Origin of the sequence: Anabaenopsis elenkinii CCIBt3563 (assembly GCF_015245355.1) — a bacterium.
GTDB classification, from domain to species: Bacteria; Cyanobacteriota; Cyanobacteriia; order Cyanobacteriales; family Nostocaceae; genus Anabaenopsis; species Anabaenopsis elenkinii.
This window is the reverse complement of sequence record NZ_CP063311.1, coordinates 1,719,525-1,741,120: the sequence shown is the minus strand read 5'-3', so window position 1 is coordinate 1,741,120 and position 21,596 is coordinate 1,719,525. Positions and strand designations below refer to the sequence as shown.

Genomic DNA, 21,596 nt, shown 5'->3' with positions numbered 1-21,596 from the left:
GACACCAACGGTAATTTAACCCGCTACAGTCAAATCAACCTCACCACTAACAACGGTGGTGATATCCTGGCGCAAAACCCCCAAGACAATCAACCAGAACTAATTGCAGTCAAAGCTAACCTCACAGCATCATCAACAGGTAGCAACATCGGGTTATTAGAAGTAGACCTCGCCGAAATCACGGCCACAGCCCACGGGGACATTAAAATTAAGGGTATAGGGAAGGTAGGAACCGGTGAACAACAGGAAAACCGCACCTTGACCATACCAACCATGACTTCTACTAACGGTAACATTCAAGTCTCTAACCTCGGTTCCCTCATCACCTCCACAGCCATCAGCGTCCCCCTAGCCACCGGAACTATTGACCTGCGCAGCGTGCAAGACGACTTAGTAATTAACGTCTCCAATGGTAATACCGTCTTCGATGCTCACACCTTAATTCTCCAAGCTACCCAATCCATAGATATAGACAAAGCCATCACCCTGGACGCTAAGAAAACCACTTTAGCTAAAGGTGACTCAGCGATCGCTCAAGGGGGAGTAACCTTACCCAAGGTCAAGACAGATGAGCTAGTCTTAGCCCTAGACTCTGATAACATTATTATTTCCCCCGAATCCTTTGATAACTTCACCAAAAAGACACCTAACACACCAAAAATCATCAACCTAGAAGCCAGAGGTAACCTGCAAACCACAGGAGAATACGCAGGTTATTACAAATATCGCGACACTAGAACCAACATTGAATACTACCTAGATAAACCTGAGTTAGCCCAGAGCAATGTTTACCGGGTGAATAATCAGCAACTGGAAGCTTTAACAGACCAAGAAAAAGCAGAACTAAGTTTAGCCCCCGTATTAAACACCGTTTACTACCAAGAGAGAGAAACCCAAACAGGTAAATACGCCTATTACCATGACGCTAACAATAATGACATTCAAGACAGCAACGAGCGGACTTACTACCTAGATATCGTCACACCCCAGGGTCAGCAACAGGTATACACCAGCATCAACGACATTTTAAGCACCCTCACAGTGTGGACACGTCAAGATTCCGCTGGGAGGTATATGTATACAGTCACCGAGAACCTAGAAGGACAAGTACCCGTAAACAAACCCATCTACGTTACCGAACCGGACTACAGAGAAGTTGCGAAAAACCCCAACTACAGCGACGTTTACATCTACATGACCGAAGCATCCAAGACTGGGTTAAACCTCAAACCCGTATTACGTTCAGAACTAGCAGGAGCAATCAAACTAACCAAACCCTCCGGTGAGTTACAAAATAATCGCATCACCTTTACAGTCCAAGCCGACGAATTAATCCTCAAAGCTCAAAAAGATTTAGCTGATATAAACTTCCAAGAAATGCTCACCATAGCAAATCATGTAGAGATTAGCACTGGTGACAACTTAGTTTTAACCGGAGTCCCCGTTACTAACAACCTAGTCCTAGCTTCCACGGGTTACTACAATGGCTCCACCCTAGTTGGTGGTAGCGTCACCACAGCCAACGGGGTAAGGCTTAACTCCCAAAACATTGATATTAACGCCCTCAAGAATATTAATATTGGTGTTTCTAGCAATAGCACCTTAAATGCCGGGGTTGTAGGTAACGGCACCATTACAGTTAACTCCATCAGTGCCTTAAACCTCAACAACATCACCGCCAATGACGGAGATATTAACATCACCACCAGCAGTGAGTTAACAGTCACAAACTTAAATAGTGACACCGGGGACGTTAACCTATCTAGCGGCGGTACTATGACCGTCCACAACCTCAAGGCTAACTCCGACCTAACCTTAACAGCCAATAACATCTACAGTGGTACACAGGAAACCGACATCACCGGGGATTCCTTGAGATTAAACATCACAGATAACATTGGCAGCAACAATAACGTATTACAAACCGCTGTAAATACTCTAAGAATCACCCCAAGCAACAACATAAATAACATCTACCTGGAAAACAGCGGCGCACTCACCATAGTAGATGAGATTAACGCCAGGGGTAAGGTAGTACTTTCTACCCGCAGTCCTATGACGCTAACAGAGAACATAACATCCCCAGACATTGATTTGACAGCAGGAGATTCTGCGAACTCTGGTGATGACCTAGTAGTCAAATCCGGCGTTACCTTAACCGCCACAAACGGCAACATTACCTTAAGAGCAGGGGATAACCTCACCCTAGAAGCCAACTCTCACCTTATAACCACAGGGAATATTCTCATAGCAGCAGATTTACAGACTCAAGACCCCGGCACAGGTAGTATTGTTACCCTATTAGGTAGAATCCAGGGTAATAGCCTAACTATCACCACAGGAGATGATGATGACACCATCAACCTTGACAACACCCTACTAACTACCGTGGCTAACCCAGTCAGCATTGACGGTGGTGGTGGCACAAATACCTTAAACGTCAACAACCAAGAGGACACAGTAGGGCGGAATGTCAATATTACTCAAACAACCATCACCGGGTTAGCAGTGCCCATAGATTACCAGAGACTGCAATTTATTAACCTATATTTAGGCTCTGGGAATGATTCTTTCTCGGCAGATAAAACAGTTACTGCGTCTACCTTTGTTGATGGTGGTGGAGGTAATAACAGCTTTACTCAAGACTTCTCAGACAACACAGATGACTTAAATCTAGTTATTGACCTGCAAAACCCTTCGCCCCAAGATTCCGGTTCTCTGATCTACAATATGCAAGGAATTAACCTGATATTGGGTTCTGGTAACAATGTCGTGACTTTGGTTAATCCTACCCTAGTTAACGGTGCTAACTTCTCAATTAACGGTAGCAGAGGGCAAAGCGATCGCCTTAATCTTGACTTTTCTTCTGACACCCTAGGTTTTACAGACTCGGTAACAGTTAATGATACTCACATAGTAGGTTTGGGGTTAAGTAACCTGCAATACGTAGGGATGGACGCCATGGAGATTATCCTCGGTTCCGGCTCCGATAGAATCAACCTCACCAAGAACTTTAGTGGCAGCTTAGAATTAGATGCTCGTGGTGGTCATAATACAATATCTGTTTTACGCGATGGTGACCATACTATCTTGGCAGGAGATGGCAACAACCTCATCACCACTAGAAATGGTAATAATCAGATTACACTAGGCAATGGTCATAACCGAGTGAACACGGGTAATGGCAATCAGACCATAAATCTAGGTGGTGGTAATAACACCGTCAACATAGGTAACGGTAACCAGACCATAACTTTAGGTGATGGTAACAACACTATCAATACAGGAACTGGTAATGATGTGATTACACTCGGTGAGGGTCATAACACTATCAACACAAATCACGGCGATAAAATCATTACAGCAGGTAATGGTAATAACCGCGTTACCGCTAGAAATGGCAACCATCAAATTACACTAGGTAATGGTCATAACCGCATCAACACAGGTAATGGGAATCAAGATATTACAACTGGTAATGGTAATGATAGTATCACCACAGGAAATGGTAACAGTGTGATTGTAACTACTGGGGGAGACAACACCATCAGAACCGGTAATGGCAATCAAGACATTACAACTGGTGATGGCAATGACCGCATCACCACCGGTAATGGTGACATAATTAAAATTAAGTCCACTGGTGGCAATAATGCAATTACCACCGGATCTGGTAACCCGACTACTGGGACTATTACCATTGATGCTGGTGCAGGTGATGACCGAATTACCACAGGACGTGCTCACACTATTAGCATTAAGGCTACCGGGGGCAATAACACCATTAGAACTGGTGATGGCAATCAAAGCATTACTACTGGTGATGGTAGGGACAGTATCACCACAGGAAATGGTAACAGTGTGATTGTAACTACTGGAGGCGATAACACCATCAGAACCGGTAATGGTAATCAAAGCATTACTACTGGTGATGGTAGGGACAGTATCACCACAGGAAATGGTAACAGTGTGATTAGAACTACTGGGGGAGACAACACCATCACCACAGGCAATGGCAATCAAGACATTACAACTGGTGATGGCAATGACCGCATTAACACAGGGAATGGCGATGACATCATTAGGGCGGGTCAAGGAAACAATACCATCAGGACTGGTAGGGGTAATAAGACTATAAATTAGGAATTTAGTTCAACGACCATCCGTTGCTGAGTCAATCAGAGAGCACACAATTACATCTGACTGTAAGTTTGGGAATATGTGACCTAATTCCTGTTATCGGCGGATAATGGGTAACAACCGGCGGAAAATATCTATACCCCGCCGCAATTGATTAAAAACCCTGCCTATCTTTCTGAAATCTAGGTTATTTTGGTCAATATCATCGGCATTGAAGATATTATCATTCGTGCTGCTAAGTCCTCCAATGCTGCTATGGTAATAGCGTAATTGCGTCGGGTTCCCTGGATTTATAGATTGCAGCCCTGGGCTGATCAAGGAAGAGGTGGGGGGGTTAGAAGTTGGTGTATTATTGTTGGTAGAATCGGCGATCGCTAGATTGACGATGTTACTGATTAATGTTGATTGGCGATTAATCTCATTTATTGAGGTGATATTGTTTACCATCCCTCTAATAGTCTCAGAAACTACAGGGGTGATATTCCACCGGTTAGCCTCTGGTCTGGCTGTACTACTATTACCCGCCGTTTCCATAATGATTTGTCGAATTTCACCATGGGTTAAATTAGGATTAGCACTGAGCATTAAGGCTACTACACCCGAAACATGAGGAGCAGCCATGGATGTACCACTATATGTACCATACTCATTACCAGGAAGTGAGGAATAAATACCTACTCCCGGTGCTGTGACATAGGGGAAACTGTTTAACCCAGCCCTATTAGAGAAGTTAGCCAGACGATTGTTACTATCAACTGCGCCCACAGCCAATCCCCAGTTGTTAGCATAGCGAGCCGGATAACCCGTTAATGGGTAACCATTATTACCCGATGCCATGATAACTACTGCATCTCGACTACTTGCATATTCAATTGCATCTGCCAAGGTGCTGTTGGGAAAATTACTACCTAGACTGAGGTTAATCACACGAGCGCCATTGTTAACGGCGTAGTAAATACCCTCAGCCACAGCATTACTGCTACCCGAACCCTGTTGATTGAGGACTTTAACTGGCATAATCTTGGCATCATAGGCAATACCCGTTACCCCAAAGCCATTATTTCCTCCAGCAATAGTTCCAGCCACATGAGTACCATGACCATTAAGATCAATGACATTGTTGCTATTGTCCGCAAAATTCCAACCTTGGGTATCATCAATATAACCATTGCGATCGTTATCGATGCCATTACCAGGAATTTCACTGGGATTAACCCAAATATTATCCTTTAAATCGGGATGATTATAGTCAACCCCCGTATCCAATACAGCAACAACTACACCTTTACCTGTGTATCCCTGAGCCCAGGCGGCGGGTGCTCTGACTAAATCTGCTCCCCAATTATTACCACCTAAAGCAGGAACATCAGCAAAAGTATTCTGACCAGTGGCTCTTGCTACTGCGGCGGCGGCGTTAATCAAGCCATAGCCAGAATTAAAATTATAGTTAGTCGTCTGAACAGAAGCTCCATTAATCTCACCTGGTGGATTAAAACTACTCCGACCACTGAGGCTCAAGCTATAATCATTGTGGATTTGAAAAGTGTCTAGGGAGGAGATAGGGGTGGAATTTAGCCCGTGATGAGGAAACAAAGTCTGACTAATATCGTCAATGGGCATATATATTTTCTCCTCAAACAGAGTATTTTTTGACAGCACAAATTATTAATCGGTACTCGCCAGATTGACGATGTAATTGGTATTTCTGGTCACAGATGACAGTTGACGGTTGACGGTTGAAGGTTCCCAATCCGCCATTCCCCCTTACTAGTTGTGTTACGCGGACTCTACCCAACCTACTTACTGTTCCGGTGTTCCCTGTTAATAACAATTAATATGAAATGAAATTGTAAAATGACTCTTTTTTAACCAAAAAGTAGAATTAAAAGTATAATTTTTCTGATATTGTCAGGTGCATCAGCCAGAGAGTTTTATTGGGGTAAAAAAGGGCGGACAGAATGCCCACCCCAGAAGATTTATGATGTTAAGGTGTGTATTTATTTACATCGTCAATATGACGAGTGCCGATTACCACCCAAAGTGCTGTAAGTTCCCGTAAGTTTCCCGTAAGTTTCCCGTAAGTTTAAATATTTGCTTGCTGACGTTGGTATAGTGACCAGTACAAACCTTTTTGTTGTAGCAAATCTAAATGAGTACCTCGCTCTGCAATTACCCCTTGTTCCAAGACTAAAATCAAATCAGCACGTTTAAGGGGGGCGAAGCGGTGAGCAATCAGGAATACAGTTCGGTGAGCAGAAACTTTCTGTAAGTTTTGTAAAACCTGCTGTTCGGTTTCACTGTCTAAAGCGCTGGTGGCTTCATCTAAAACTAAAATTGGTGCGGAAGATAGAAACAGTCTAGCTAAGGCGATGCGTTGTCTTTGTCCCCCAGATAATGCTGTCCCTCTTTCTCCAACGTTGGTTTCATAACCGTAAGGTAATTGACTAATAAAGTCATGGGCTACAGCTAGTCTTGCAGCTTCTACTACTTCCTCGGCAGTAATATCAGGATTACCTAGAGTGATATTTTCTAAGATGGAACCATTAAATAAAAAGTCTTCTTGCAGAACTACGCTAATTTGTTGCCGTAGTGAGGCTAAATCAGCACTCTTAATATCAAATCCATCAATTAAAACTCGTCCCGATTCAATTTGATACAGGCGTTGTAATAGCTTAGAAAGGGTACTTTTACCGGAACCACTGCGACCCACAATTCCTACAAATTGCCCCGGTTCTACGTTGAAGGATATCCCTTTAAGAACGGGTTCAGTATGTGGTTGGTAACGGAAAAATATTTGCTCGAAGGTAACCTGACCTTTCAAGGGTGGTAAAACTAAGCCTGTTCCTGATTCTGCTTCTGGGGCAATGTTAAGAATATCACCAATGCGGTCTACAGAAAGTAAAACTTGTTGTAGATTTTGCCATAGTTGCACTAGACGTAATAGCGGCCCAGTGACTCTCCCGGAAAGCATTTGAAAGGCGACAAGTTGCCCAATGGTAAGATTTTGCTCGATGACTAATTTGGCACCAAACCAGAGAATGAGTAAGGCAGAAAAATTAGTCAGAAAGTTACCGATATTACTGCTAATATTGGAAGTGGTAGAGGCTTTAAATCCTGTACGCACAAAACGGGCAAATAACCCTTCCCAACGAGCCCGGGCGACTGGTTCGGCTACGTGAGCTTTGACTGAGCGGATACCTGTAACTGTCTCAACTAAAAATGATTGACTATCAGCGCTGCGATTAAATGTTTCGTTGAGCCAGTGGCGTAAGATGGGGGTGGAGATAACTGTCAAAGCTGCAAATAATGGCAATACCGCCAAGGCTACAAAGGTAAGCTGGATATTGTAATAAAACATCAATACCAGGTAAACTACAGCAAAGATACTGTCTAAAATCACAGTTAATGCTGTACCGGTAAGAAATTGCCGGATTTGTTCTAGTTCTTGAACCCTGGCTATGGTGTCTCCTACCCGTCGCGACTCAAAATAAGCTAAGGGTAAACGCATGAGATGGCGAAATAGTTGGGCCGATAAGCTTAAATCTAAACGGCGGGCAGTATGAGTAAAGATAAATAGCCGTAGAATACCCAGTATAGATTCAAAGGTCGCTATTAATAATAGTGCGATCGCCATGACATCAAGAGTGGGTAAACTCTGCTGTACCATGACTTTATCAATCACAACCTGGGTAATTAATGGTGTCCCCAAACCTAACAGTTGTAGTGTAAAAGATGCTAGTAATACTTCTGCGAGGAGTTTCCGGTACTTCCAAACTGCCGGGGTGAACCAACCCAAGTTAAATTTTTCTTGAGTAGATATCAGTTCAACTTGCCAGATTTTACCATCCCATGCATCCTCAACCACCCACTGAGGTAAACTCTCACAACCATAATCCTCATTGAGGGGATTAGCAATAATCAGCTGAGATCCTTTGATCCCATAGGTTACCACCCAAGAAGCAGGACGAGATGAATCAGGTTGCCATTGTAGTATGGCTGGAAATGATAACTGCCGCAAGTCTGCCCAACTCACTTGTAACCTTCGTAACATTAACCCCAACTTCTCACCTGCTTCTACAAGATTGTTAGGGCGCTGTCCCCTGAGTTGGCGTTGCACCCATTCTAATTTCACCGGATGTTCTAAGTATTGCGCCACCATTGTTAAGCAAGCAGCAGCAGTGTTGACACTATTTACAAAGGGATAACCCGATGTGACAACGGTGGGTGATACTGTGAGTCCGGGGGTATGATCTGGCGTCCCTAACTGGCTCTGTTGAATATTACCTGTGTCTTTCTCCCCAGTCCGCCAAAAATCTTCAATTTCAGGACTAGAAAACTCTAACCACAGTTTTGTATTCCAATATACTACTACTACTTCCTTGCTAGCAGCTACAGCTTTGCAATCTACAGACATCTGATACAAGCTACCAAACCAACTACCAGCTTGCAAAGCAGCTAGTTGCTCACCCTCTTGTTCTCGTAAGCGGACTTTACCAGTTAAAATCAAAAACTGATAATCACCTTCAGCGGTTGACCAGATTTTTGCTCCTAAACGATATTGACTGATTTTGGCTTGGTTTTGGAGTTGGGATTGTTGTTCAGATGTCAACCAGCATAGGGGGGGTTTATACCAAGGTATAGAAGCTAGGGCGTTGATTGTCAGACGTTGATTATCCAGAGATTTTAGCTCATTTGTAGTTTGACTGTCAGCTTTTGAATTTTCTCCACTAGCCATTTCTCAAATAATTCATTTTGTAGTGATTGTTGAAGTTGGATATCTTCTAAAGACGCGGGCAAAAATTGCTCCACCCGAAATAAGCCGTAACGTCCTTCGATTTCTATAGGTCCGACTACTTCCCCGGTATTGGCTGTATCAATAACTGCTCTCAATTGATCTGGGATTGTTCCTCGGCTCACTGGTCCCATCATTCCATTGACCATATGATCTTCAGCGAGAGAATATTCTTTCGCTAGTTGCTCAAAACTACCTCCTTCTGCAATTTGGGCTTGTAGTTCCTGAGCTACTTCCAGATCATCAACAATGATCCGGGAAATTATTACCCGGTCAAGAAAAATTTTACGCTCAATAAAGTATTCGTGAATTTTATGTTCTGTGATTAAAACTTTCAATTTTTCTAATTTAAAGCTCAATGCTATTGATTCATAAAAGGTGGCGTAATCTGTGGCGTTGTTGTGTAACCATTCCTGAAATGTCTTCGGGTCATTGAGTTGATTCTTGAGCCGGAAGTCAATAATTGTCTGTTCTGTCAAAGCGGGACTAACTTGTATATCATCTCGCGACTCTATTTCTTGTTCAATAATATATTGGCGGAGAATTTCGCCCATAAACTGTGCTAATTTTCCTGAGGCTTGCAGATATTTTACTGCTTTATTTATAAAAATTGGCTGGTCATTAACTATCAAAAATGGTGAAGATTCCATGAAATAATCAGATAAAGAATAGATGAAGAAATTCAGTTATACAGAGTATAGAAATATATCTCATGAACACAGAAAAATTAGACTATATAGTCATGGTAATACTACCGCAAATTACAATAAATTTGTGCTCAGATCATTTGATGTTTTTTTAAAGAATTAATCCCAGAATCAAGAAATAGTAATTTTCCAGATCAAGGCGATTAATATAGCTGCGATCGCACCAATTAACGTGTTAAAAATATTTACTACTTCGTTGGTAAGCCAGTTATATTTAGATTGTAATGTGGCACCAATCACACTTTCTAAATTAGTAGCGATAAATGCAGCTAATATGCACCAAACTATTCCTAAAGAATCTATCAAACCCACTAGCCAACCCAAACAGGCGATCGCAATTGAAGCCACCACACCGGCCATTGTCCCCTCTAAACTTACCGCCCCTTCTGTACCTCTTGGTACCGGTTGGAATGTGGTAATTAAAAAAGTTCTTTGACCGTAGGCTTTACCGACTTCGCTAGCAGTGGTATCAGCAAGCTTAGTGCTAAAACTGGCGACATAGCCCAACAATAGTAGTTTACTAGCTGTGAGTAATCCTGAATTGAGAATTCCCACCCCCAATGCACACAGAGCAGCAGTTAGAGCCGAACCCCAAACATTTTCTGGACCTCTAACTCCAGAACGTTTCTCAGCGATTCCTTCTGCTTCTTTTTGTGCCATGCCAATGCGTGTTACACTAGAACCAACCAAAAAATAGAACATTACCACTAGATATCCTTGCCAACCAAGGGTGCCCCAAATGAGCACACCTAGTAACCAAGCGTGAAATAATCCGGCTGGCGTGAGTAGCTTTTTAGGCGCAATCCATGCTAAACCTAACAGAATTGTGTTTAATGCTATGGCTAGCAACCAGGGATTTGTCAAGTCAATAAAAGATAACATCAGCAATCAATCATGAGTAGTTTGGCCAGAATATTAACAGAATAACCAATTTTACGATTGGGATTCTCAGTTTCTGCCACCGTCTCAAGTCAGAAATGCCTATGTTCTTTTCCTATTACACATTCAGCAGGCAAAAAACAGGCAAAACTAAAAAAACCCTCACGGAGTTCTACAGATGTGTTAATCACTGTTCTACCCTACTCCTAGCCAACATCTTTACTAAGATATAAGCTCCAATTATCTCAAACTGTATGCTTGACCACAAACCTGGTTTTGGTGCATCAAGTTGGTGAGGTCTATCGTGATGTGAATGGCGCACGCAATATTTTATTGCGTGCTTTGCAAGCAACTAACTGCCTTCACCGTGACCCATGATTCTATCGTGCTTTCTGACTCGTCAGAATTGACGGATGCCGTAGTTAATCTAGTTTAATCGCTTTGATTAGCTTAAAAGTTGCACTATCACCATTTCTTTGTTGATATTAATAATGGCTATGGCGCTCACCTTATTTCATCTGGCTTTTCCTGTAACTGACATCGCCCAAACCAAAGCATATTACGTGGATGGACTCGGCTGCATCCCCGGGCGTGAAAATCCCCAGGCGCTGATTCTCAACCTGTACGGTCATCAATTAGTAGCCCACCTCACCAAGGAAATCCTATCACCCCAAAGAACAATCTACCCTAGACACTTTGGACTGATTTTTACTGAAGAATATGAGTGGGAAAAGTTGCTAGAAACAGCACAGCAAAAACAGCTTGTTTTTCGTGATTCACCTAAAAGTCGCTTTTTAGGTTCAATCTTGGAGCATAGGACTTTCTTTTTAGAAGATCCTTTTTACAACTTGATGGAGTTTAAATATTACCGCCACCCAGAGGCGATTTTTAGCAGTTCTCAGTACGCTGAAATTGGGGACAAAGTTTAATTGGTTCTCTTAAGGCAGATGCCACTGCTGCTAAACTTTTGGGATCTGTGAGCATGGCAGGATGTAGTAAAACTCTGACTATTATTTCTTTCCCCACAGGCATTTGTGAACTCTTTGCCGGAACAATCATCAAATCATAGGGTGTCCATATCGATGTGAAATTTAGCAGATCTAAGATTTGGGCATCAGTATTTAGATCTTGGAGAAATTGACTGTTAGAGCGCATTTGCAAGCAGCCTTGGCGCTGGGAAGCATAGGCCATCAGAGTTCCATGGTGAGGTGAGGAAATAGTGATTAACCTCTGTACACGCTTAAATCCTCCTAGCTTTTGAACATAGTAACGGCTGACAATTCCTCCCATGCTGAAACCAACTAAATCAATTGGTTGTTGTGGAGCAAAGTTATTCAGAACATAATCACTTACCTGTTGTGCCAAAATATCTAGGCCAAGGGTAGCATTATTGGGAACCAGATCCAGGGTATACACGGGCCAACCCATTTGTCTGAGATAACTGGCCATGGTATTGAACACTGCTCCCGTGTCTTCAATACCGTGTATTAATAACACTGAGTTACGCTGTTGGTTTTTGCTATTCATAGGAATGTATAGGATGTGCTTAATTCAATGCCTGGAGAGTGTTCATGTCTACTAGTAAGCTATGCCACTTTTACCACGGGTCTGCCAAGAGGAAAATATTAATTTTAATTAAGCATCATTTCCAAATCTTGCACTTAGCTACGGTAAAATTGAATAATTAACTCTTAATGTCTACCAGTGGCAAGTGCTTCCACTACAGAAATAAAAGTATTTACAGATATATAAAGACGGGGGAAATTCTCATGTTCGGTTTTATCAAAAAGTTAATCACGGGTATTTTGAGTTTCATTACTGGGTTGTTACCAGGCAAAAAAGGGAACGGCTATTATTTAGAGTTAGATGAAGCTGCATCTGATACAGCACCAGAGACCACAGATAAGCAGCCAGAAGTAGCGCCGGTCTCTAGAAGTAATGGTAGTGTCGCTCCAGTTTCAGGGGCTGTAAGTACACCAGTTACTACCATAACCACTAAAGTAGAGGAAGCAAAAAATGGCAGTGCGAAAAAGGCTGAACCCACGACAGCATCAGCATCTAATGGGATAACAACGCCACCGGTAGAAAATACCTTTGCCCCCAAGTATCTTAGAACATCCGGTTCTGGCTCTAATCGTCGCCGTCCAGGGGCAAATATGAATTCTTATCTGGATATGGCACGACAAATGAAAACTTCTAATAACTAACTTGGTTGACGTCTCTGTACTCGAGTGGCGGGGATTTTTCACCGGTGAAATGCGGCGGAAATTAAGGTGATTGCTACTGTTGGTGCTGTAACAGCTCGCAAGATGCGGCGACCAAGGGATACTGGTTGAAAGCCAGATGCGATCGCTTGCGCAATTTCCGCTTCAGTCCATCCCCCTTCTGGTCCGGTGGCAATGGTAATTTCCGCTGGTTGAGAATTAATGGCGTTGTTTAAATGGGGATAATCACCACGCCCCTCACAAATATAACGGTGTGTTGCTACACTACCAGTAATACTAGCAGTAAAAGGTACGGGGTCTAAGATGGTGGGTATAAAACACCGCTCTGATTGTTCCGCCGCTTCTGTAGCAATGCGTCGCCAACGTTGGAGTTTTTGAGGGCTGGGATTTAGTAAGGTGCGATCGCTCAATATGGGAGCAATACAAGCTACACCTAGTTCAGTACAATAACGGACAACTTCATCAAATCCGTTGCCTTTGGGTAAGGATACCATGAGGGTAACTGTCACTGGTAATTCGGTTTCTACAGTTAACTGTTCTAAGACTTGGGCTTGTTCTGCTTGTAATTGAGCTAACCACCATTTTCCCTGACCATCCATAGCAATGAAGCGATCGCCTGTACGCAAGCGTAATACTCTGATGAGATAATGTTGTTGCTCTTGACCCAAAGTAATGAAACTCCCTTGAATTTGCTCGGGGTTGATCGCAATTCGTTGTAGTTGCGCCATAGTAATTTAATTACTTGTAAACTGTAAGCATAAAAAAACCTACTCCCTAGTTAATCTTATGGAGAGAAGGTTAAAAAGATTTATGAAATTAATTTACGGTAGATTCTGAAAGTAAGCTTCTAAGGCTTCATTCACCAACTCAGTCATTGGCCTTTCTTGGCTGTTTGCTACTGCTTTGAGCTTAGTATATACTTCATCGCGGATACTAACTCTATGGCGGGATTTACTGTTATTATTAGTAGATACGGGTTTATAAGTATCCGCAAACTCACGCAGCGCAGCAAAACCTAGGCGATGGCAAAAATCCCCAAAGCTTTCGCCGCCTTCCCGAAAGTTCTTAAAATAAACGAAAATTGGCTCTAAAAAGCTTTCTAGGTCGTTATGATGTAGCTTGTCTATGTAAGGTTCGGCTAATCTGGTCTGATCTGGCGAACCTCCCAACCACACCTGATAACATTCAGGAGCGCTACCTACAAAACCTAATTCTGCCATGTAGGGACGAGCGCAACCGTTGGGGCAGCCTGTCATCCTTACCACAAAATGCTCTTTTTGTAAACCCAATTTATCCAATAAGTTGCGAATCCGTTCTAAAATGCCTGGTATTGCTCGTTCTGATTCGGTAATAGCCAAACCGCAGGTAGGCAAAGCCGGACAAGCCATGGCATAACGTACTAGGGGTTCAATGGTGTTGGGATCATCAACAATACCGCAACGGTGGAGAAGCTCCTGAATGGCTGACTTATTTTCTGGCTCAATATCGTAAAAAATGATGTTGTGGTGGGGTGTCAAGCGCATGGGTAAGTTAAATTGCTCCACAACTTGCCTCAAGGCAGTTTTGAGTTTAAAAGAACCGTCATCTTTAACTCGACCATTCTCTACGGAAATGCCTAAAAATAGCTTGCCATCACCTTGTTCATTCCAACCGAGGAAATCGTAATATTTAAACTCTGGTAAAGGTTTGAAAGGAGCGACTGATTTACCGAAATACTGCTCAACTTGGGTGCGGAAGTTATCTACGCCCCACTCGTGAATTAAGTACTTTAATCGAGCATGACGGCGCTCCGTGCGATCGCCATAGTCTCTTTGGGTAGCAACAATAGCCTTGACTAAATCGTAAACGTCATCTTTTCCCACATAACAGATTTCATCTGCTACCCTGGCAAAGGTTTCTTCTTTATTGTGTGTCCTACCAAAACCCCCACCTGCGAACACATTAAACCCTTCCAGTTCTCCGTGCTCATTGGTCATGACCACTAGAGTCAGGTCTTGGGAATATAAATCTACGGAATTATCACCAGGTACAGTCAGGCAAACTTTGAATTTCCGGGGCATATAGTGAGTGCCATAAATCGGCTCTTCACTATTATGAATAATTGTACCGTTGCCATTACGCTGTCTTGCGGCTTTTACTTCTGGACTCTCTTCGCCACTAATAATTTTCTCCCCATCCAACCAAATTTCATAGTATGCGCCGGTTTGGGGTGTTAATAAATCAGCAATATTATTGGCATATTCCCAGGCATACTGGTATTCTGGCCGCTTTTTAAAGGGGGCGGGTGGAGCCATAACGTTACGGTTAAGGTCACCGCAAGCGCCTAAGGTGGAACCCATATTTCTTACTATAGTGGCGATCGCTGCCTTGAGATTCTTTTTTAAAATCCCATGCACCTGAAAGCCTTGACGTGTAGTTACTCGTAATGTGTTGTTCCCGTATTCATCAGATAATTTATCTAAAGCCAGATACAATTGGGGTGGTACAAATCCACCAGGATTTCTAGTCCGCAGCATGAATTGATAATCTTTCCCCTGTCCCTTGACCCGGTTATCGCGGTTATCCTGCTGATAGGAGCCATGAAACTTGAGCAGTTGTACTGCTTCTTCGGTAAAATGAGTTGTATCTTCAAGGATTTGTGTAGCTACGGGTTCGCGTAAAAAATTACTTCTTTCCTTGATGCCTTCTACTTTGGAAGGCTGATCACGCTTGGCAATTGGGGCAGGAGCAGATTTAACCATATTTATCAGAGTTCTTCTATTATTCTCAATAAGGCATCGGTGAACGCCGAAGCATTTTTTCGGCTGATTGATGACCGGTAATCCGGTCGGCAATAGGAGGAATAATATAATTTTAACATAGCAGGGGCCTTTCAAAATCTCTATCAAAATGGCGATCGCCCCAAAGATTCCCCCAGATCCCCGACTTCTAGGACTATTCAGGTAAGTGGTGTACTCTTTTAAGAGAAGTCGGGGATCTTACCCCCTCACAGATACCCGCAGATCCCCGACTTCTAGATAAATTATGGTAGAGTGTGTGTGATTATTTGAGAAGTCGGGGATCTAGTAGACTTCTAGCTAAATTATGGTAGTCAGATTCATCTGACTTCAGCTATCAGAAAGGGGTTTATAACCCCTGGTTTCTTACATCCCACTCCACCAAAAATGACAGCAGCAACCCGCGAAAGCCTAAATAAATTTGTCAACTTTTGTCACCAACACATCAAAGGACAAGAAAAACAAGAAGCACAAACATTCTTAGACAGGTTTTTTAGAGCTTTTGGACATGAAGGAGCCTTAGACGCGGGGGCGAAATTTGAAGAACCCATCAAAAAAGGAAGTAAAAAAGGTAAAACCGGGTTTGCTGACCTAGTGTGGAAACCCCGCGTATTAATTGAGATGAAAAAACGCGGCGAAGACCTAAGTAAACATTATTCCCAAGCATTTGATTACTGGACAAGACTAGTCCCCCAACGTCCCAAATACGTCATATTATGTAACTTTGATGAATTTTGGATATTTGACTTTGACATTCAGCTAGATACACCCGTAGATCAAATCTCCCTAGAGCAGCTACCAGAAAGGGCGGGAGCCTTCGCCTTTATGGAATTTGGGAATAAAACTCCCGTATTCAATAACAACCAGGTAGAAGTCACAGAAAGAGCCGCCCGGCGCATAGGGGAATTACTCCTAGAACTACAAAACCGGGGAGTTGAGAAACTAAACGCACAAAGGTTTATTTTGCAATGCGTCTTAGCTATGTTTGCTGAAGACAGACAACTGTTACCGCGGGATATGTTTATTTCCTGCGTTCAGGACTGTATTAATGGCGCAAATTCCTATGACGTTTTGGGTGGATTATTCCAGCAAATGAACCAACCGGGAAAAACCCCAGCGGGACGTTATCAAGGGGTAGAGTATTTTAATGGTGGGTTATTTTCCCACATTGAACCAGTGGAACTAACCCCAGAAGAATTAAAATTTCTGGATGTTTCTGCTAAAGAGAATTGGAGTAAAGTTAGACCGGCTATTTTTGGTAACTTATTTGAAGGAACAGTAGATAAACAAGAGCGCCACGCTAAAGGTATTCACTACACCTCAGAAGTGGACATCATGAAAATTGTCCGACCTACCATTAGCCGTTATTGGGAAGAAAGAATAGAGGAAGCTAACACCCTCAAACAATTAGAAGTATTGCAGTTAGAACTACAGAGCTATCGAGTTCTTGACCCTGCTTGTGGTTCTGGCAACTTTCTGTATATAGCTTATCAGGAATTAAAGAGAATTGAAACCCTGTTATTAGAGAAAATCCAGGAAAAGCAGAAATTAACCTCTAAGCAAATGCAGATGGGTTTAGTTACCCCCATGCAATTTTATGGGATGGATACTAACTTATTTGCGGTAGAGTTAGCGCGGGTAACATTGATGATTGGGCGGAAAATTGCCATTGATAACTTACAGTTAACCGAGCCTGCATTACCTTTGGATTCTTTAGATAGGAATATTATCTGTGGGGATGCCTTATTTAGTCAATGGCCAAAAGCCAATGCAATTATTGGGAATCCGCCATTTTTGGGGGGTAAACATATGAGAATAGCTTTAGGGGATGAATATATAGATAAAGTTTTTCAACAGTTCCCCCAAGTTAAAGACTCAGTAGACTTTTGCGCCTATTGGTTTAGGTTAGCGCACCAACACCTTGATGAACAAGGGAGAGCGGGTTTAGTTGCGACTAATTCAGTCAGTCAGGGTAAAAGTAGAGTCGCGGCTTTAGATTATATTACTCAAAATCAGGGTTATATTCATGAAGCCGTATCTACCCAACCATGGTCAGGGGAGGCGAAAGTTCATGTAAGTATTGTTAACTGGTGTAAAGTTCAACCGGGTAAATACTATTTAGATGATGAGGTAGTTAGCAGAATTAATTCTTCTTTGAAATCTAGTATTGATGTTTCTCAAGCTGTGCGGTTAAAAGCTAATTTGAATAAATGCTTTCAAGGAGTGATTCCGGTAGGAATGGGCTTTGTGATCACAGAGGATAAGGTAAAGGAATGGATAAAAGCGGATGGGAAAAACCAAGAGGTATTAAAACTATTTTCTATGGGTGCAAATCTGGCGCAAAATCCCCATGGTAAACCAGAGCGTTGGATTATTGATTTTAATGATATGAGTATTGAAGATGCGAGTGAGTATCAATTACCCTTTGAGCATATTAAAATCAATGTCAAGCCAGAAAGAGATAATAACCGTAGAGATGTTACCAGATTGAATTGGTGGAAATATGGCGAAAAAAGACCAGCTATGAGAAAAGCCATTTCATCTTTATCTTATTACTTCACAGTACCTAGAGTTTCCAAATGGGCTATATTTATTCCAGCACCATTAAACTGGCTACCTGGTGATAAATCAGTAGTGGTAGCCACAGATGATTTTTATATTCTGGGAATTTTAACATCTAACATTCATCATACTTGGATGCACGCGCAAAAATCAACTTTAGAAGATAGAATTTGCTACACACATAATACCTGCTTTGAAACCTTTCCCTTTCCCCAGACAGCAACAGGGGAAATAGTGGAAAAAATCCGAGCCAAAACCATAGAACTCCACGAATATCGGACTCAAGAAATGGAGTCTAAACAGTGGGGAATCACCACATTATATAATAAATTCTACAACGAACCCAGCAGCAAACTATATAAACTCCATCAACAACTAGATAAACTAGTGATGGAAGCCTATAAATTTAAACCTGAAGATGACATTTTAGAGCAACTCTTAAAATTAAACCAAGAGCTAGGAGACAAAGAAAACCAGAATCAACAGGTAATTGGACCCGAAGCAGTGGGCGATCGCCCCAAAGATTCCCCCAGCTCCCCGACTTCTAGATAAATTATGGTAGGGTGTCTATGATGATATGAGAAGTAGGGGAGCTTACCCCCTCAGTCAACAAACACCTTTGCAGACCTTTGCGCGTACTTAGCGACCTTTGCGTTTAAACACCGGACAGGCGATCGCCCCAAAGATCCCCGACTTCTAGATAACATCCTAGACTATCTCTAATTATGTGAGAAGTCGGGGATCTAGTAGACTTCTAGCTAAATTATGGTAGTCAGATTCATCTGACTTCAGCTATCAGACAGGGGTTTATAACCCCTGGTTTCAAAAAAGGGAGTAAAAAAGGTAAAACCGGGTTTGCTGACCTAGTGTGGAAACCCAGCGTATTAATTGAGGGGACTACTTTGCAGTTAGCGGGGAGTGTCAAAAAGTTAAGTTTTGATAGTTTTCATGGAGAGTGAGTAATGCTAACCGCAGCAAAAACGTTGTCTGGTTTGATGGGTTTATGTGTCGGTGATGCGTTGGGTGTACCGGTTGAGTTTACTAGCCGTGCTGAAAGAATAAAATCTCCAGTGACAACGATGCTAGGTTATGGTACATGGGAGCAACCACCGGGAACTTGGTCAGATGATAGTTCTTTAACATTTTGCTTGGCAGAAAGCCTGTGTCGAGGATATTCCTTAGATACTATAGCTAATTCCTTTTGGCGCTGGTATAAACAAGCTTATTGGACTGCTCGCGGGGAATTATTTGATATTGGTATGACCACCCATGAAGCAATTATGCGGCTGAAGCAGGGTGTTGTACCTCACCAGGCAGGAGGGAGGCTAGAACATAGCAATGGTAATGGTTCTTTGATGAGAATTTTACCCATGGCTTATTGTTATCGCCACCTAACTTTCCCGGAATTGATCGCCAGAGTGCATGATGTCTCTGCTATTACCCATGGACATTTGCGATCGCAAATGTCCTGCGGTATTTATATTAGTATTGCCATAGCTTTACTACAAGGGGCTAACCTGAAAACAGCTTATTTACAAGGATTAGAAAAAATCCAATCACTTTATTCTGACCGTGAATATATTTTAGAGAAACGTCATTTTCACCGGGTATTCAGTGGTGAAATAGCCCAGATCCCAGTTGAAGAGATTAATTCCGGTGGCTACGTAATTGACACCCTCGAATCATCCCTGTGGTGTTTGTTAAATAGTTCCTCTTACTCCGAGGCGGTATTAACAGCTGTCAACTTGGGTAACGATACAGACACTACTGCCGCTGTAACTGGGGGGTTAGCAGGGATATACTACGGTGTAGAAAATATTCCCCAGGAATGGATGAATAAAATCGCCCGCAAACAGGACATTATTAACTTAGCAGAGCGCTTTGCCAAAGCTATGGAGACTACTCAGATTTAGATTTTTTGTATTGTTCAACCCTGCGCAATATCTCCTACAGTGTAAATACAGCTTCAGTTGATCTCCGATGTAGTAGCACCGATTCACTGAAAAGCCCACACAGCAAGCTAGCTTGCTGTGTGGGAACATCTCACCATCGATTAACATCTACCAATGTCTGCCCTAGGGCGAGAAACAGGAGTGCTCAGTAAATCGTCTCAACCACCCCGGTATCAATCCGGGGCTATAGAGGTTGTGAAGTATTAGTAGGATTTAAGCTGTTGAGAAATCCATTGCAAGTAGGCTTGCGAACCAGCAACAATAGGTAGAGCGATGATTTCTGAGACTTCGTAAGAGTGGAGTTCCCGAATTTTGGCTTCTAAACTCGAAAATAGGGCCAAATCAGTTTTAATCAGCAGTTGCCACTCATACTCTTTATATATTTCTCCTTCCCAAGAGTAAATAGAATGGATTGGCAACAAACTGACACAAGCAGCCAGTTGAGCTTCTACAAGGGCATTAGCAATTGTTTCTGCCTCCTGTTTGTTGGCAGTTGTAACCAGTACTACACCATGATCAGCAGGTATCTCCATAATTTTTAGACCATAGACAGAGAGTACACCTGGCCATCAATCAAGAGTCGCGTAATCCCCTTGGCTTGGAGATGAGTACTAGCCTTATGTAGTACTTTAGTATCGGGAACTTTAATTACGCGATCGCGCTTGGTAGAGAAGCGCTTTGCGACTCGATGATTATCAAAGATCGGCAAAGTTCTTTGCAAGGTTTCTAAGTTAGGAATTTGTCCCAGGTCGCCAAAATCCTTGAGTGGTCGGGTAATTAACTCCGAGGATCTATCAATTACCAAATAACAACTTTTCGGCAACTGTGCTGCGGAAAATGGCAATACTTGAACTGGTACCTCACTCAACCTTCGTCTTGTAACTAAAGGTATTGAATCCTCTAAATCGTCCTCCTCCTCTTCGTAGTCGTCCTCATAATCTTCCTCGTCTAAATCATCCTCTAAATCTGACAAATCTTCTGACTCATCTAGCAACTCATCGACGAGCATAGGGGCAATCACAGTTACTTGAGGATGTTCTTCCTTTAAGATCGGAGCCGGAATCACCCCCATATCCGTGGGCTGGGGTATGGCTACGCCACGCAAACTATCGGCTATTTCTAATCCCTTTGCACGTAACTTTGGTTTTTCTTCTGCGGAAGAACGCCGCCGGACTCGTCTGAGAGAGGGGGTAAGATCCTCCTGTGCATTGGGTTGCCGTTCTTCGATCACCGGTTTTTCCGGCGAAATATCTGGTAATTTCAAGCGAGGAACTGCTGTTTCCTGGCTTGGCAGCTGTGGCTGTGCCTCTGGTTGAGGGAAAAAAGGTAACTGCGTGTAACTTACCTGTGCCCTACCTTCAGGAGTCCTGGCAGCACGTTTGAGAGAAACCAGATATTCATATTCATCCTCTGGTAAGGTGCTTTTGAGCAGGCGACTAATTGTCGAGTTACTTACACCATAACGTTCTGCCAAAGTTGAGGTTGTTTCGGCACTTTCTCGATATAACTTGAGAATTTCTCGTTTGTCAGGATCTGTTAATTTTCTCACGGTAGACACCAAA

The 21,596-nt window shown here is 42.7% G+C and carries 15 protein-coding genes; 5 read left to right on the top strand and 10 right to left on the bottom strand.

Annotated elements, in window-relative coordinates; genetic code table 11:
* Positions 1-89: 89 nt before the first annotated feature.
* Positions 90-296, bottom strand: a complete 207-nt coding sequence (locus IM676_RS07835; protein ID WP_200989669.1) for a hypothetical protein — start codon at positions 294-296, stop codon at positions 90-92.
* On the opposite strand from IM676_RS07835, the gene IM676_RS07830 reads away from it, so the two are divergent.
* The gene (locus IM676_RS07830; protein ID WP_200989668.1) at positions 274-4,143 is read left to right on the top strand and encodes a beta strand repeat-containing protein; all 3,870 of its coding nucleotides are present in this window, start codon (positions 274-276) and stop codon (positions 4,141-4,143) included. The two genes, IM676_RS07835 and IM676_RS07830, sit on opposite strands and share 23 nt — an antisense overlap.
* A 93-nt stretch (positions 4,144-4,236) precedes the next feature.
* Here IM676_RS07830 and IM676_RS07825 read toward each other — a convergent pair whose 3' ends face one another.
* The 4 genes from IM676_RS07825 to IM676_RS07810 form a co-directional block, all read right to left on the bottom strand.
* The gene (locus tag IM676_RS07825; protein ID WP_200989667.1) at positions 4,237-5,760 is read right to left on the bottom strand and encodes a S8 family peptidase; all 1,524 of its coding nucleotides are present in this window, start codon (positions 5,758-5,760) and stop codon (positions 4,237-4,239) included.
* Positions 5,761-6,223: 463 nt separating this feature from the next.
* A complete protein-coding gene (locus IM676_RS07820) occupies positions 6,224-8,875 on the bottom strand; it encodes a peptidase domain-containing ABC transporter (RefSeq protein ID WP_200989666.1) in 2,652 nt (883 codons plus the stop codon).
* Complete coding sequence (locus IM676_RS07815; protein WP_200989665.1) at positions 8,824-9,582, bottom strand: peptidylprolyl isomerase; 759 nt, start codon at positions 9,580-9,582, stop codon at positions 8,824-8,826. The genes IM676_RS07820 and IM676_RS07815 overlap by 52 nt, the downstream gene beginning before the upstream one ends.
* A 168-nt stretch (positions 9,583-9,750) precedes the next feature.
* Positions 9,751-10,521, bottom strand: a complete 771-nt coding sequence (locus IM676_RS07810; protein ID WP_200989664.1) for a TIGR00297 family protein — start codon at positions 10,519-10,521, stop codon at positions 9,751-9,753.
* 494 nt (positions 10,522-11,015) lie between these two features.
* Between IM676_RS07810 and IM676_RS07805 the strand changes: the two genes are divergently transcribed.
* Complete coding sequence (locus IM676_RS07805) at positions 11,016-11,447, top strand: VOC family protein (protein WP_200989663.1); 432 nt, start codon at positions 11,016-11,018, stop codon at positions 11,445-11,447.
* On the opposite strand, the gene IM676_RS07800 is transcribed toward IM676_RS07805, so the two are convergent.
* Entirely contained in the window at positions 11,407-12,045 is a 639-nt protein-coding gene (locus IM676_RS07800; protein ID WP_200989662.1) for an esterase/lipase family protein, read from the bottom strand. The two genes, IM676_RS07805 and IM676_RS07800, sit on opposite strands and share 41 nt — an antisense overlap.
* 242 nt (positions 12,046-12,287) lie before the next feature.
* Between IM676_RS07800 and IM676_RS07795 the strand changes: the two genes are divergently transcribed.
* Positions 12,288-12,725, top strand: coding sequence for a hypothetical protein (locus IM676_RS07795; RefSeq protein ID WP_200989661.1), 438 nt, complete (start codon positions 12,288-12,290; stop codon positions 12,723-12,725).
* 38 nt (positions 12,726-12,763) lie between these two features.
* Here IM676_RS07795 and IM676_RS07790 read toward each other — a convergent pair whose 3' ends face one another.
* Together IM676_RS07790 and sir are read right to left on the bottom strand one after the other, a co-directional pair.
* Positions 12,764-13,471, bottom strand: coding sequence for a 16S rRNA (uracil(1498)-N(3))-methyltransferase (locus tag IM676_RS07790; protein WP_200989660.1), 708 nt, complete (start codon positions 13,469-13,471; stop codon positions 12,764-12,766).
* A 93-nt stretch (positions 13,472-13,564) separates the two neighbouring features.
* Positions 13,565-15,484, bottom strand: a complete 1,920-nt coding sequence (sir, locus tag IM676_RS07785) for a sulfite reductase, ferredoxin dependent (RefSeq protein WP_200989659.1) — start codon at positions 15,482-15,484, stop codon at positions 13,565-13,567.
* Positions 15,485-15,907: 423 nt separating this feature from the next.
* Between sir and IM676_RS07780 the strand changes: the two genes are divergently transcribed.
* Entirely contained in the window at positions 15,908-18,634 is a 2,727-nt protein-coding gene (locus IM676_RS07780) for a DNA methyltransferase (protein ID WP_200989658.1), read from the top strand.
* 410 nt (positions 18,635-19,044) lie between these two features.
* The gene (locus IM676_RS07775; protein WP_200989657.1) at positions 19,045-19,995 is read left to right on the top strand and encodes an ADP-ribosylglycohydrolase family protein; all 951 of its coding nucleotides are present in this window, start codon (positions 19,045-19,047) and stop codon (positions 19,993-19,995) included.
* Between the two features lie 242 nt (positions 19,996-20,237).
* Here IM676_RS07775 and cutA read toward each other — a convergent pair whose 3' ends face one another.
* Positions 20,238-20,567 (bottom strand): divalent-cation tolerance protein CutA, encoded by a 330-nt coding sequence (cutA, locus tag IM676_RS07770; protein WP_200989656.1) that lies wholly within the window; start codon positions 20,565-20,567, stop codon positions 20,238-20,240.
* 5 nt (positions 20,568-20,572) lie between these two features.
* Complete coding sequence (locus IM676_RS07765) at positions 20,573-21,583, bottom strand: helix-turn-helix domain-containing protein (protein ID WP_200990123.1); 1,011 nt, start codon at positions 21,581-21,583, stop codon at positions 20,573-20,575.
* Positions 21,584-21,596: the final 13 nt, after the last annotated feature.